A 13,577-nucleotide genomic window follows, 5' to 3' on the forward strand; every position below is an offset into this window, starting at 1 on the left:
CCGTCCTCGCTCGGCTTGCCGCTGGCCCGCGCCGCCTCGGTAGGTCCTTTGTGGTTGACCTGGGTGCCCGCGACACCCGACTCGAGTTGCCGGCGGGCCAGCGGCAGCGCCATGAGTTCGCCGCCGAGCAGCAGGAAGCGCATCTCGGGCCTGGTTGTCGCATCGTGGCCGAAGGCCCGGAAGAGGACGCTCCAGTGCGAGGGCGTCGTCTTGAGCACATCTACCTGCTCGGCTTGCAGGTAGCGCAGCAGCCCCATGGGGTCTCGGCGAGTGGCGTCGTCGACGAGGTACAGGGTGCCGCCGGTCCACAGCGCGAGAAAGAGACAGGTGTTGCCGAGGTCCGCCGCGAGCGTCGTCACATGTGCGTACCCGAGCCGCTCAGTGATGTCGAGCCGGGCGAGCAGCGATTCCGTGTAATGCCGGACGTTGGCGTGGGTGACCATGACGCCTTTGGGAACGCCGGTCGAACCCGAGGTGTAGAGGACGTACGCAGTGTCGCCCTCCTCCGTAGCTGCGAGTGGCACCCGGCCGGCGTTGCCCGTGCCCTCCTCATGGACGTCCAGAACGCTCAGCCCGCAGCGGACCAAGTCGTCCCGGTAACGCCATGAGGTGAGCACGAGGCAAGGCCTTGCCGTGGCAAGCCGGCCCGCGCCCTCCGTCACCGGTGCGCTGGGCTCGATCACGGTGTAGGCCGCACCGGCTCCCAGGACAGCCAGCAGGGCCACCACCGCCACCGGTGTGCGGTCGAGGTGGATGCCAACGAGAGAACCACGGCCTATGCCCCGGTCACGCAGCTGGTGAATCAGCCTGGACACCTGGTCGTCAAGTTCGGCGTAGGTCAGTCGTTCCTGACCCACGACGACGGCCGTTCGGTTCGGGTGAGTCGTGGCGTGTGCGCGAACCAGCGCCGGGAGCATGCCGTAGTCCTCTTCCTGTTGGCTGTCGGTAAGAAGGGAGCAGTCGCCGGGTGGGGATCAGCTCCAGTACACGAGCGGCTCCTGCGGACCCTTGGTGCCGATGAACGCGGCTGCGCCGACACGGTGCTTGCCATGACCGACGGTCACCGCGTGCAGCATCCGAGGGCTGAAGATGATGAGGTCGCCCGCCTCCGGGTGAATCTCATGGACCGGGGCCTCGACGGACGCCGGGTCCAGCCCCTCGACATCGAGAATGATCTTGGTCTCGTCCTCCGTGGGCTCACGCAGCCACAGCTGCAGGTTGCCGCCCTCATCCGGGACCTGGAGGTAGATGTTGGCTACCAGCTGGTTCAGGATGCCCTCGATCTCAGGCGCGTCGGTCTCCTGGTCGATCGCGTCATTGTGCGGATAGAACTCCGACGTCGAGGGCTGGAAGACCCGGAAGGCGCCGACGAAGCAGGCGCGCTCACGCAGCCGCATCAGGTTTGCGCCCGCCGGCCACAGCTCCTGCAGTTCGAGGCGCACCCGGTCGACCGGCGACAGGTAGGGGTGGAACATCGAGCGCACGTCCGCGATGGCCGGCAGCGCAGCATCGTGGTACTTCTTCGACAGCTCCGCATCCCACTTGGTGTCGATGTGCGGCATGTACACCCGGCCCACACTGCTGGTGTGCTGCTTGTGATAGTTGCCGAGCGCCTGGTGATTGATCGCCTTCTGCGCGACTTCGCCGGCGACGTCGACCGGGTAGTACCCCCGGACGTGGATCGCGCCGATCTCCCGGTTGGCCAGCTTGAGCAGCGTCTCGGTGGTGAGTTCGGTGGCGATCTCGCTCGTCAGCGACCTGACGACATGCGTGGTGACGCTCATGAAGGAACTCCTCATGGTGAGAGAGGGCAGGAGTACTCGCATGTGGTCTCGCTGCCATGGAGCGAACTCGCATTGGTTCGCTGAATCCCAGAATGTGGAATCAGATATCCACTGGTGGAAAACTAGGTGATTCGATCACCGGGGTCAAGAATTATTCGACGGAAATCTGCAGCCGGCGCACCTGCGTGCGCCTGGTTTTCGAGTGCCAGGAAACCAGCCACTACATCAGCGCAGCAAGCAAGTCGAAGCGGCGAAGCTCTGAGCACTGAATTAAGGCAGTCCGATTTCCGGGTGCGCGCCTACATATCGTAGCCCCGCCTATTGACCAGCTCCAGGGCGCACTTCTCGGCGAGCACCTCCTGGGAGGCCCACGCGGTCCGCGCACTCAGGACGTCACCGTGCGCAAATTCCGCCGGCGGGCCTTGTCCCATCCGCAGGACTTGTACCGGTTGCACAGGGCCTCCTCCGAGATCTCAGGGGTCCGATTGCAGGGACCCTCTACAGCAACACTGCGAGGCGCTACTGAACTAGGCATTCCCTGCTCCCGATCAGTACGTCCGGACGTTCATTACCGCATTCCTATCAGCGTTCAGACACACCCTGGCAAGTATTTTTGATTTTTCACCAGAGGTGTCGGAATAACGCGCGTCCAAGCCAGCCGGACGCCACCGGCGGTGGGTCCTTCATAACCAGAGTTGCCCGCGGGTGACGTTCGGTTTACCTGCAATACGAGGAACTTCATGTGAGCTGGATCACTGCCATACGGGTCGTCAGCAACAGCGGTTCGTCTCGTGCGCCCTTCGCTCTGAGTGGGCGCGCCAGAGCGCCCTGCGGGTCTTAGCCGACAAGCTCCCTCCATCGGGATGGGTGGCTTCATGCGCATGGCACAGCCGCTGGAACTCGGCCTGGCCCGAGACTTCCCTCAGATAGTGGACGCCCTTTCCCCACAGGCGCCGCACGCCGCCGACGATGCTCAAGCGGGTCGCTCCTCCGGAACACGCTCGGTATGCGCGAGCGGCGGGTGAGAGCCCAGAGCGGACTCTGACGTCGGCAGCGCGACAGGCGAGCGCAGGGCCTTTGTCCAGATGCGGACGACATCAGCCATCACGACGACCACCAGGAGGGCGAATACGACGGAGAGGGTGCCGTCGACGGTGGAGTTGGTGACGACCTGGCGCATGTCGTCGGCGGAGTGGGCGGGCGCCAGCAACTCTCCCTGAGCCAGGGCGTCCGCGTACCGCTCCCGCTGGGCGAAGAATCCCACTTTGGGATCGGCGGAGAATATCTTCTGCCAGCTCGCGGTCAGTGTCACGGCGACGTCGCAGAGCAACGGCACTCCGGTGACCCAGGCCCAGCGCCACCGTCCCTGCTTGATGAGCACTGTGGTGCACAACGCCAACGCGATGGCGGCCAGGAGCTGGTTGGCGATGCCGAACAGCGGAAACAGCTGGTTGATCCCGCCGAGCGGATCCGTGACGCCGGCCAGCAGAAAGTACCCCCATGCCGCCACCACAAGCGCGCTGCACAGCCAAATTCCGGGCTTCCAGCTGACGTTGCGCATCGGCCGCCACACATTGCCCAGTGCGTCCTGAAGCATGAACCGGCCCACCCGGGTGCCGGCATCGACCGTCGTCAAGATGAACAGGGCCTCAAACATGATCGCGAAGTGGTACCAGAAGGCACGCAGAGCGTCCCCGCCCAGCGCCTCGGACAGGATGTGAGACAGGCCGAGCGCGAAGGTCGGCGCACCACCGGTGCGGGCCACCAACGAGTCCTCGCCGACTGCCGCCGCAGCTTGGTGCAGCGCATCCGGCGTGATCGTGAATCCCAGTTGCTGCACGGCGTGTGCCGCTGACTGTGCGGTCTCGCCGAGGAGCCCCGCCGGCGAGTTGACGGCGTAGTAGAGGCCCGGGTCCAGGATGCAGGCGGCGATCAGGGCCATGACGGCGACGAAGGACTCCGTGAGCATGCCTCCGTATCCGATGAACCTGACGTGCGACTCACGTTGGATCAGCTTGGGCGTGGTGCCCGAGGAGATCAGGGCGTGGAATCCGGAGAGGGCGCCGCAGGCGACGGTGATGAACAGGAAGGGGAACAGGCTGCCCGAGAAGACGGGCCCCGAACCCGCGCCCGCGAAAGGGCTGATCGCGTCCGACTTCATGGCGGGCAGCGCGACGATGATGGAGACGGCCATCAGCGATATGACGCCCACCTTCATGAAGGTGGAGAGGTAGTCCCGGGGAGCCAGGAGCATCCACACGGGCAGTACGCTCGCGAGGAATCCGTAGCCGATCAGCAGCCAGACCAGGGTGGTCGGAGCGAGCGTGAAGGCATCGGCCAACCACGGCGACTGGGCCACCCAGTTGCCGCCCGCCACGGCGAGCAGCAGCAGTACGCCACCGATCACGCTGGTCTCCAGCACCCTGCCAGGCCGCACCACCCGCAGCCAGAACCCCATGAACAGCGCGATGGGCACGGTCATCGCGAGGGAGAAGGTTCCCCACGGAGACCCCGCCAGGGCGTTGACGACCACCAGCGCGAGCACCGCCAGCAGGATGACCATGATGGCGAGCACCGCAAGGATGGCAGCGACACCGCCCACCGGGCCGATCTCGTCACGAGCCATCTGCCCGAGGCTGCGCCCGTCACGGCGCATCGACAGGAACAACGTGACCATGTCCTGCACAGCTCCGGCGAACACTGCACCGACGACGATCCACAGCACGCCAGGCAGGTATCCCATCTGTGCGGCCAGGACCGGCCCCACCAGAGGGCCGGCACCCGCGATCGCCGCGAAGTGGTGACCGAACAGCACACTCCGCCCGGTCGGCACGAAGTCGACGCCGTCCTCCAGGCGTTCGGCCGGGGTGGGCCGGGTGTCGTCCGTTCTCAGCACCCGGCGAGCGATCCAGCGTGCGTAGAACCGGTAGGCGACGGCGTATGAGCACAGCGCGGCGACCAACAGCCAGATGGCGTTGATCTGCTCACCGCGCGCCAGGGCAAGCACTGCCCAGGCTGCCGTCGCCGCGAGGACCACAGCGGTCCACACTGCGATCCGCAGTGCGCGACGGCCTTCCCGGCGTCGAGGCCTCGCCACCGGGGAATTCTTCGGATCCATGAGTAACTACCTTTCATTAAACGGGAGTTGAGTGGTCGTCAGACGTCCTTGGCCAGGTGCTGCACCAGGGCGGTGACCGCCATGCTCACCAGGCAGCAGGCGAAGTGCAGTGTGTAGACGAGGGGGATGCCGGAAGGCCCTGGATGATCATTGGGCAGCGCGATCGTCAGTACGGGTGCGGTGAACGGCACGAGGAGCAGCACACGCCAGGCGCTGCGCCTCGGTGATCTGCGCGCTGCACTGTCCGGTTCATCCTTCGCGGCCACGGACGCATCCCTCACCAGGACGGAGGGGCGTCCGGGTGGCGCCTGCGCTGCCACTCAGCAGTTGGAGGCGTATGACTCGCTCCCCTTCCACTCATGTTGTCGGAGTCATCGGGACCGGCATCCCAGCCGTGACTGAATACGAAGGCGCACCCACCTGACGGACCGCATATGACGGACGGAGGGCGGTAGCCGGCATCAACGACGTAGGAATGCGCGCCGTGGCGGCCCGCCGCAGCGCGACGCGCGGCGAACTCCTACGACGTACAGCGGCAGTTGCGCTTCGTCGCGCTCCCGCCATCGGCTTCGAGTGTTGGTTGCGCGGCAGGTGCGACAGGGTTACGAGTCCGCCGAAGATCATGGAGTGACATAGATCACCAAGTCGGACACCGTGCCGGAATGAGGCGGGACGAGGGTGGAACTTCACCCCCACCCACCCGCACGACCCACTCTTGACGCTCCATCTCGTGCGACCTAACATGCCGTTCGATGGAATATTCATTCCACATGATGGAATTCACGGGGGCGTGATTACCTCTGCGCCGAGCGATTCGGAAAGGTCGACCGATGCAGTCACGCTGCAGCTCCCTCGCCCCCATGGGAAGAGGGGGGCATCATCAACCAGTCGATCTGGACAGGGTTCACGCTCGTCATTTGCTGCGCGGCGCTGGCGGGTGCCCGTCGTCCGCCACGCGACGAACTGCCGCACCCTGATCGCTGGGCACTGGGAGGCCGAAGTCTCAGCACAGCCGCCACCTGTCTGCTGTTAGGCGGCACGGTCTATACGTCGTACACCTATATCGCCGTCCCCGGGCTCATGTTCGGCACCGGCGGACTCGCGCTCTATGCGCTCGTTTACACAACGCTGCTCTCGCCTCTGATCATGATCCTCCTCCCCCGCCTCCGGAACGTGGCCGCAAAGCATGACCTGATCACCGCGAGCGACTACGTCCGTGCCCGGCACGGCTCGCACCCGCTGGCCCTCGCTACGGCCCTGACCAGCATTTTGGCCACCATGCCCTACCTGGGGCTCCAGGTCGTGGGCCTGACCGCCGTGCTGCACTCCATGGGAATCGCCCCGAAGGGAGTGGTGAGCTGCGGCGTACTGGCTCTGCTCTTCATGTTCTTCGCCCTGGTGACCCATCCCGGAGGGCTGCGCGCGTGTGTGCGGATGTCAATCCTCAAGGCCGTGCTGATCGGGATCGCCATCTCCGTGCTGATCATTCTGGTTGTCACCGAGATCGGCGCCCCGGGCCGAGTGTTCGAGATGGCCGCCCGCAGGAGCGGAACCGCAGGCCAGACCTTCGGTGTACCACAGCAGAACTTCACCGCATACGCCACGCTCGCTCTGGGGTCGGCACTGGCCCAACTCATGTATCCACAGGTCCTGATGGTCTCCATGGCCAGCCGGTCGAAGCACACACTGCGTGCCGCGACCAACTTTCTTCCGGCCTGGAGCATGACGCTGGGGCTCTCGGCCTTCCTCGGGATCGCCGCGCTCGCCGTCGGTGTGCGAGCCCCGGCGGGACACGGTGAGCTGGCCGTGCCGGCATTGATCCGGAATCTGGCCCCGGACTGGCTCTCCGGCCTGCTCTTCGGAGCCCTCGCCGTGGGAGGTCTGCTGCCTGCGGTCGTCATGGCGATGAGCATGTCGATGCTGCTCGTACGCAACATCTACAGCGAGTACCTCAATCCCACCGCTACCCCCAAACACGAGGTCCGCCTTGCCCGGGGCACCGCACTCGCCATGATGGCGGGCGCGGTGGCCTTCGCCCTGCTGATGAAACCCCAAGATGCCATCAATCTGCACCTGTTGGGCGGCGTCTGGATTCTCCAGATCTTCCCGACGATCGTGGTGTCACTCTTCACTCGATGGTTCCACCAGCGCGCCCTGTTCATCGGTTGGGCAGCAGGCATGGCCGCCGGTACCGGTCTTCTCGGCCTGCACGGCTTCTCCTCCGTCGTCGACGTCGGAATTGGCCGTGCACACGCCCCCGTCTACGTCGCTGTAACCGCCCTTGTGCTCAACCTCGTCATCGCAGCAGCACTCACACCTGTCCTCGACCGTCTCGGGGCCCCACGCGGAACGGACTGCACCACCACTGGTGCCGCATGGGAACGTCGCGGCTCGAACTACACCTTTATCGTCGACTGAGTGAGGGTCCCGCCCCGTGAACCTGCTCCCGCCACCACGTGTCCGCACACACCGGCCAGCCGTTTCCGGCATGTCCTCGCCCAATCCCCAGCCCCACGACAAACCACCTCTCCCCATCGAGGAAGACACACCCGATGAGGGAGTCGAGGCCGCGCTTGATCTGCGTGACGCCGACCGCGAGGTGGCAATCGCCCACCTCTTCGACCAGCACTACGCCCGGCTACTGAGACTGGCCATCCTGCTCGGCGCGGACCAGGATGCGGAGGACGTCGTCTCCGAGGCCTTCTACCAGCTTCACTGTCGCTGGGCGAAACTGAAAACACCCGATGCCGCCGCCGCATATCTGCGGTCCATCGTCTGCAATCTGACCCGGATGCGCATACGCCGGATACGGCTGATGCGTCGGCACACTTACTACGAACCGGACAGCCTGATCCACTCGGCCGAACAACAGGCTCTGCTCAATGACGATCAACAAACCCTCGTCGCGGCGCTCCGGTCGCTGACCGCTCGGCAGCGTCAAGTGCTGGTCCTCAGATACTGGCTGGATCTCAAGGAAGCCGAGATCGCGGATACGATGAACATCTCCGCCGGTGCGGTGAAATCGCACGCGGCCCGAGGAATGGCGAAGCTGGCAAAGGCCATGGAGGGAGCAACGTAGTGAGCGCAGGCACGGAGAAGCTACTGCGTAGCACCCTCGAAAGCCTAGCCGCGTCGGTGCCGGACGGGTCGACGAACTCCTACCGCAAGGAGCAGGCACGCTGGCGGCGCCGGGAGTACCGGCGCCGATGCATCGTCGCCTTGCTTGTGCTGCTCATCGTCGCCATCGTCTGCGCCATCGGTCTGATGACCCTCTCCCACGCATCACCGGAAACCCACGTGATCTTCAACGGCGCAGAGGCGAGATCGTCCACCAGCCCGGGCGCTCCGCCTCTCGGCAGCGAAGTGTAAATCAGCTGCGGCCGGGGTCGGATGGTCCGATCCGGACGTCGATTCGTCAGGGCTAGTTTGCGACTTCGTCAGGCCGGCACGTCCTGACCTCAATCCCGGAGCGAGTCGTAAGTTTCCGCCCTGACCATCCGAGGCCGAACGCTCACCTCACCCCAGGTTCGGGCGGTTGAGGCCGTGGCGAACGTCCCGCGGCGGATGGGTCGCCGCACGGCGTCCTGGTCTCCTGGAGCTCACCGACGGGGCCCATCACGCCGTCGGTCTGGAGTCCCCGGACGATCTCGACCGCGCTCGCCGCGCCCGCCGTGACCGACACGTCCACCCAGTGCCGTTCCGGATCGACGGCTACGGTGCGCACGACGAGCGGTGTCGTCGCGACGGTGACATCGGTGTCCGGCGAGGCCGTCGGTACCGACCCCCGGTATCACGCGCGCGGCACTTGGTTGGTGAGGTGGACGACCGGTCGTCGTGGATGAGGGCGAACGCGTGGAACATCTCCAGGGAAGCCGCCGTGCGGATGAGCGGGCCGATGTCGGCGCTGCCGCGGGCGGCATGCCAGCCCAGAGCGCACAACAGCGGCCGCAGCCGCTTGCCACCGGCGAAGACGAACTCATGCAGAACCTGGGTGATCTCGCTGGGCAGTCGGCCGTCGACAGCGGACTGGGCCTTGGAGCAGAGGAAGTCGGCCAGCACGACATCGACCGCCCGCCGGACGCCCGGCAGGATCAGGCCGAGCGGCGACAGCCAGGTCGAAGCCGGGTTCATCACGAGGCCGAGCCAAAGACGCCTACCGCCATCCGCCGGGCTTCGTCGAGCAGAGTGCCGACGATCCAGTAAACGGGACGCTCAAGAGCCGAAAGCGCAGTCTCCTGCACTGTCGCCACACAACCACGTCCTCTCGTCCTACCCCCAAGGGCTGCCCAATGCCCTACCGGCGCGAAACGAGGGTGTGGAAGCACATGGCAGCACCTACGCACCTCGCCGCCCCCACGTCCAAGTGCGCACTCCGGCGTGCATCTCGGCGCTCGTGTCGCCAGCTCAGCTCAGACACCGTGACCGGTCGGCCGTGCCGGGGGTGTCAGGCGTCGCCGACCGGATCGACCTGCGCATCGCTCCCGCGCTGAAGACGCTGCGCACGCTCGACGCCGAGCCGGTCATCAACATGGCGTTCATCGACGCCGACAGGGCAACTACCCGGCGTACTAGGGCCTGTCCGATGGGTCAGGTCGGGAAGGCCCTAGCCTGCAGGTATGGGGATGCACAGGCAAATACGGGCGGACATCGACCGGCGGCGGGTGCTGAAGCTGGGGGCGGGCGCTGTGGGGGCGCTCGCCTCCGTCGCCGTCCTGCGAGCCATCAACCAGGCCCAGGAGGAGGACAAACCGCCCGCCCACCAACCCCTCTGGACCTTCCTCCTGAAGGACGAAGGCGACCAAGGCACAGACTTGGCACCCGCCGTCTACGCCCACGGGACGCTCTACCTCGCCACACAGGAAGGTGCCGGGTTGTACGCGCTCGACGCCACCAACGGCCGCAAGCGCTGGCACACCCCGCTCTCCGACACCTACACCGGCGAGATGACCGTCTCCTCCGGAACTGTCTCTTCCGGCACCGTGTACCTGGCCACCCATGACGGCGCCGTGCATGCGCTGCGCACCTCGGACGGCGAACACCGCTGGACGGCCCGCCCCAACGGGCACATGGGCATGCGCGAGATAGCCGACCTCACCGCCCCCATGCGCCTAGGCTCCCTCGTCCTGTTGAGCATCCTGCCGTCCACCTACGATGAGGACCCGGACCCGCCCCCGTCGGTCCTGTACGCGCTGGACGCGACCTACGGACACCTCGTATGGGAGCGAGAGGCCACGCTCCTGGACGTACGCGACGGCCTCGCGTACATCCGCCTCCCGGACGAGGGAATCGCCGCCCTCGACCCGCAGACCCAGGAGCTGCGCTGGTCGGCCCCGCCCAGCAATCCCACGTCCAACCGGACCGTGGACGCCTTCGGCAAGGACACCCTCTACGGACGGAACGGCGACAACGGCATCGGCTCGGAGCTGGTCGCCTACGACCCCCGCACCGGCGCGGTGCGCTGGACGAGTCCCGCCACACGCGCCTCCTCCGCGGTCGTCCAGGGCGACACCGTCTACATCAACGCTCCAGGACACGGCAAGAACGCCGAGCAACGGCTGCACGCACTCAATGCCGTGACGGGCGCGGTGCGTTGGACCGCCCCGGCCTTCTCGACCAAGTCCTACGAGAGCCCCGTGATCGCCGCCGATGCCGACTCGGTGTATCTGACCTGGAGCGAGGACCTGGACCTTGACCATCACCTCACGACTGTCCAGGCATACGACGCGCGCACCGGCCGCCCCCGCTGGCGGGCAGAACGCGCCGAATCGTCCTACTCCGCCGTCACGGCCCCGGGGCACCACCTGATCGTCGGCTACTTGGACGACTGGTACGGCTATGACACCCGCAGTGGCCGGGCCAGGTGGCGGGTGAGCTCGGGGGAGGACGGGACGGCATCGGCACCGCCCCTTGTCACCGATGGCGTGGTCTATTGCGCCAATGAGGAAGGGGTGCGGGCCATCCGGCTTTCCCAGCGCCCGGAGGAGCTATAGGGCCTGCCCGATGGGTCAGGGCCGGGCCCACGACGTCTGGCACGACACCTCGCGGCGTTGCCGAAACGCCCCAATAGCTCCGCTATCAGGACGCTCCGGCGCCTTGCGACGCTTCCCCATAGCCCTGAACGGGCAACGGCTCTGTTCAGACGACCTGCCCTGGCTTCTGCTGCCGCTGCTGGACCTCCTTCAGGCACTCAGCACACACTGCCCCTATGACGATGGTCATGACTGTGTGGGTCTGACCAGGTGGAACACCTCGCGGGCGGCGTAGCGTTTGAGGCATCGGACGATCTCGCGTCGGGTTTTGCCCTCCTTGGTGCGGCGTTCGTAGCAGTCCTGGGTGCGCGGGTCGAAGCGCAGGCGGGTCTGCACGATCCGGTGCAGGGCGGCATTGGCCTGCCGGTCGCCCCCGCGGTTGAGCCGGCGGTAATGCCGGCGGCCCGAGGAGCGCTCGATGGGGCTGACCCCGCACCGCGCGGCGACCTGCGCAGGGCCTCGCGCAATGACATCACGCACCACCACGCAGCCGGCCGACGGATTCCGCCTCGGCCAGGTCTCACCGGTGCTTGCGCTTGGCGTTCGGGGGACGTTACGGCGCGCGTCAGTACCTGGCCGGGCCGATGCATGTACGACAGCAGCGAGAATGCGTTGGCCGGGCCATGGTGACTTCTGACCCGATGGCCCGGTGATGGGCCTCCCCGGCCGCTGCCAGCCCTGCCTGAGCGTGGCGGGGGGGCGGACGTCAGGGTTTGCGGGTCCTGCTGCCCTCGGATTGGAGCGAAGCACATGACGACCAGTGCGACAGTGAACGTCTTCTTCAGCCTCCGGGTCCCCTCCGAATTGGTGGACGCCCTGGTGGGCCTGCAAGACGGGCACAAAGACCGCATCGATCCACAGCAACCCGAGCACATGCACATCACGCTCGGTTTCCTGCACCAGGCCGATGCCGGGCGGCTGGCGGATGCGTCGGCCGGGTGGCGCGAAGGTCGGCCCGGCTCCTCGCGGACACTGCTGTCGGCCGGGAGCCGGGCCGGGCGTGCGGCCGGGGGAATAGATCTGGCCGCTGCCTCGGTCCGGGCAGCAGCAACGCGAGGACTTCGTCGTGGACCGACCGGTGCAGGGCCGGAGCGCAGGCATGTGTCGCACAGCGGCCTGCCACACACACGCGAGAGCTCGCCACTCCTGGGCACCGGACAGCTGGTCCGGGCAAGATCCTCGATCGCGATCTTGCCCCGCACTGAAGAGGACGACGCTGCCCCATTCGAGGGGCGGTGAAGTGCGCCCGGCGCACTAAGGGGCGCAGTTCACTAGCGACCGTTTGTCCGTTTGCGTTCCCGCGGCGGATGGGTGCTCAGCCGCCGCAGCCCCGATGCCGCGGGACGAGCCGGTGACCACTGCTGTACGCCCGGAAAAGGTCGGCCACCTCAGCCGGTGTCCACGCGTCTTCATCTGCCCGCCAGCGCCACCACGGCCCAGGTAGGTCAGCACCGCCGCATCCGGTCGCCGCAGGCACACCTCACACCGCCGTCGTACATCACGCTCGATGCAACGATCGCCGACGGGGCGAAGAACGGCCCGCATCACACTGACGCCGCCCTTTACGTCGGCGATGCCCCAGGTTGTTCCGCCGGTCAGGCCATGTCCTGCCGCGAGGAACCTGAGCCGGGCCGCAGGCGCAGGTCGGCTGATGACGAGGAGGCGCGCCGTCAGAAGCTCTACAGGAGGAGACCCTTGAGGCTCGCTCGCGAGGCCAGATCGTCCTCGGCTGGGCGAAGCTGGTGCTGTGCGCGCTGTGCTGCGTCGCCGGCGTGGTCATCGGGCTATCGGGGCACTCACACCTGGGCGGCGCCCTCATCGGCGCCGGCGCCCTGGGAGGAAGCATCAAGGCCATCCAGGTGACCATCAACTTCCGCTTCCGCCGGTAAGAGAGGAGCTCAGTCCTGTCGGCCCGAACCGGGTCGGCGGGACCCCGCAAGAGCATGCGATCAGCGTCCGCCGCAACACTTATCGGCCAGCACTCGATTCACACGGGCGCGTTGAGTAATCCGCACTGCCGCACGGATGGCTACGCCACGTCGCGACGTGCCCGCCATGCCCATAACGTCAGCGGCAGAACCGCGTCCGGTAGGTGGGAAGAGGCCGGGGCACACTGCCCTTCGCGTGTCGGTGCGCTCCGGCCGCCCCCACCTCCCGGGGCCTCCTATGCACTACACATGCCCGTACTCCACGTCGGTGAGCCCGACACGAACAACCCCTATCACGAGGCGAGTTGAACTCAGGGGATGGCTTCCTGGCCGAATATCGTTACTCGCAACACCACCCGTGTGGGATATGCATCGCCCCCTTCTCCCACCCACGGGGTACGGGTGGGGTCTGTCGTATGGGCGCAGTCCTCCTCGGTCAGTGTCATGACCGAGGAGAGATATCAGGACGGCGACGGACCGCATGGCGCTTCGGAGCATGCGTTCGGCTTGTTCTGTTTGTTCTGTGCCGTGGTGCGGCGGAGTAACGGGGCACAGCCGCGAGGGTATGCATCGTCGCGTCGACGGACCGAGCCCCCTTGCGAGCAGCCGCACACCCGGCGGCATTACCGATGACAGCGGGCGGCAGCGCCATGCCCCGCCGCTCGGGCGGCGGGGCATGGGCGGATGCTCAACTCGTCCGCGTGCGCATAGACTTGCC

12 protein-coding genes and 1 pseudogene are annotated in these 13,577 nt (G+C 66.6%); 6 read left to right on the plus strand and 7 right to left on the minus strand.

The window, feature by feature from the left end; genetic code table 11:
- From AB0I10_RS37625 to AB0I10_RS37645, 5 genes are all read right to left on the minus strand, one after another.
- Window positions 1-857: AMP-binding protein (locus AB0I10_RS37625; protein WP_363157249.1), on the minus strand; the 857-nt coding region annotated here is incomplete at its 3' end.
- Between the two features lie 117 nt (window positions 858-974).
- Complete coding sequence (locus AB0I10_RS37630; protein ID WP_363157250.1) at window positions 975-1,784, minus strand: 2OG-Fe(II) oxygenase; 810 nt, start codon at window positions 1,782-1,784, stop codon at window positions 975-977.
- Window positions 1,785-2,554: 770 nt separating this feature from the next.
- Window positions 2,555-2,743: a CstA-like transporter-associated (seleno)protein gene (locus tag AB0I10_RS37635; protein ID WP_363157259.1), complete on the minus strand. Its 189-nt coding sequence runs from the start codon at window positions 2,741-2,743 to the stop codon at window positions 2,555-2,557.
- A gap of 14 nt (window positions 2,744-2,757) precedes the next feature.
- Window positions 2,758-4,902: a carbon starvation CstA family protein gene (locus AB0I10_RS37640; RefSeq protein ID WP_363157251.1), complete on the minus strand. Its 2,145-nt coding sequence runs from the start codon at window positions 4,900-4,902 to the stop codon at window positions 2,758-2,760.
- 38 nt (window positions 4,903-4,940) lie between these two features.
- Complete coding sequence (locus AB0I10_RS37645) at window positions 4,941-5,168, minus strand: hypothetical protein (RefSeq protein ID WP_363157252.1); 228 nt, start codon at window positions 5,166-5,168, stop codon at window positions 4,941-4,943.
- 664 nt (window positions 5,169-5,832) lie between these two features.
- On the opposite strand from AB0I10_RS37645, the gene AB0I10_RS37650 reads away from it, so the two are divergent.
- The 3 genes from AB0I10_RS37650 to AB0I10_RS37660 all read left to right on the plus strand — a co-directional run bounded on the left by AB0I10_RS37650 (window position 5,833) and on the right by AB0I10_RS37660 (window position 8,271).
- The gene (locus AB0I10_RS37650) at window positions 5,833-7,320 is read left to right on the plus strand and encodes a sodium:solute symporter (protein ID WP_363157260.1); all 1,488 of its coding nucleotides are present in this window, start codon (window positions 5,833-5,835) and stop codon (window positions 7,318-7,320) included.
- A gap of 70 nt (window positions 7,321-7,390) precedes the next feature.
- Window positions 7,391-7,981 carry a sigma-70 family RNA polymerase sigma factor gene (locus AB0I10_RS37655; RefSeq protein WP_363157253.1) on the plus strand — a complete coding sequence of 197 codons (591 nt, stop codon included), beginning with the start codon at window positions 7,391-7,393 and terminating at the stop codon, window positions 7,979-7,981.
- Window positions 7,981-8,271, plus strand: coding sequence for a hypothetical protein (locus AB0I10_RS37660; protein ID WP_363157254.1), 291 nt, complete (start codon window positions 7,981-7,983; stop codon window positions 8,269-8,271). Before AB0I10_RS37655 ends, AB0I10_RS37660 begins: the two co-directional genes overlap by 1 nt.
- A gap of 342 nt (window positions 8,272-8,613) precedes the next feature.
- Here AB0I10_RS37660 and AB0I10_RS37665 read toward each other — a convergent pair whose 3' ends face one another.
- Window positions 8,614-9,033, minus strand: coding sequence for a polyprenyl synthetase family protein (locus AB0I10_RS37665; RefSeq protein WP_363157261.1), 420 nt, complete (start codon window positions 9,031-9,033; stop codon window positions 8,614-8,616).
- 313 nt (window positions 9,034-9,346) lie between these two features.
- Here AB0I10_RS37665 and AB0I10_RS37670 point away from each other — a divergent pair.
- Window positions 9,347-9,454 (plus strand): annotated as a pseudogene (locus AB0I10_RS37670) (O-methyltransferase); the annotation flags it as partial.
- A gap of 64 nt (window positions 9,455-9,518) precedes the next feature.
- On the plus strand, window positions 9,519-10,892 hold the full coding sequence (locus AB0I10_RS37675) for a PQQ-binding-like beta-propeller repeat protein (protein WP_363157255.1): 1,374 nt from the start codon (window positions 9,519-9,521) through the stop codon (window positions 10,890-10,892).
- 225 nt (window positions 10,893-11,117) lie between these two features.
- On the opposite strand, the gene AB0I10_RS37680 is transcribed toward AB0I10_RS37675, so the two are convergent.
- Complete coding sequence (locus AB0I10_RS37680; protein WP_363157256.1) at window positions 11,118-11,411, minus strand: transposase; 294 nt, start codon at window positions 11,409-11,411, stop codon at window positions 11,118-11,120.
- 270 nt (window positions 11,412-11,681) lie between these two features.
- Here AB0I10_RS37680 and AB0I10_RS37685 point away from each other — a divergent pair, with 270 nt between their 5' ends.
- Window positions 11,682-12,170 (plus strand): 2'-5' RNA ligase family protein, encoded by a 489-nt coding sequence (locus AB0I10_RS37685; RefSeq protein WP_363157257.1) that lies wholly within the window; start codon window positions 11,682-11,684, stop codon window positions 12,168-12,170.
- Window positions 12,171-13,577: the final 1,407 nt, after the last annotated feature.

Origin of the sequence: Streptomyces sp. NPDC050636, assembly GCF_040654775.1 — a bacterium.
GTDB lineage: Bacteria > Actinomycetota > Actinomycetes > Streptomycetales > Streptomycetaceae > Streptomyces.

Bases quoted from the DNA above. Each gene is read 5' to 3' on its own strand.
- AB0I10_RS37630 (WP_363157250.1), bottom strand. From the start codon at position 1,784: ATGAGCGTCACCACGCATGTCGTCAGGTCGCTGACGAGCGAGATCGCC.
- AB0I10_RS37640 (WP_363157251.1), bottom strand. From the start codon at position 4,902: ATGGATCCGAAGAATTCCCCGGTGGCGAGGCCTCGACGCCGGGAAGGC.
- AB0I10_RS37655 (WP_363157253.1), top strand. From the start codon at position 7,391: ATGTCCTCGCCCAATCCCCAGCCCCACGACAAACCACCTCTCCCCATC.
- AB0I10_RS37665 (WP_363157261.1), bottom strand. From the start codon at position 9,033: ATGAACCCGGCTTCGACCTGGCTGTCGCCGCTCGGCCTGATCCTGCCG.
- AB0I10_RS37675 (WP_363157255.1), top strand. From the start codon at position 9,519: ATGGGGATGCACAGGCAAATACGGGCGGACATCGACCGGCGGCGGGTG.
- AB0I10_RS37685 (WP_363157257.1), top strand. From the start codon at position 11,682: ATGACGACCAGTGCGACAGTGAACGTCTTCTTCAGCCTCCGGGTCCCC.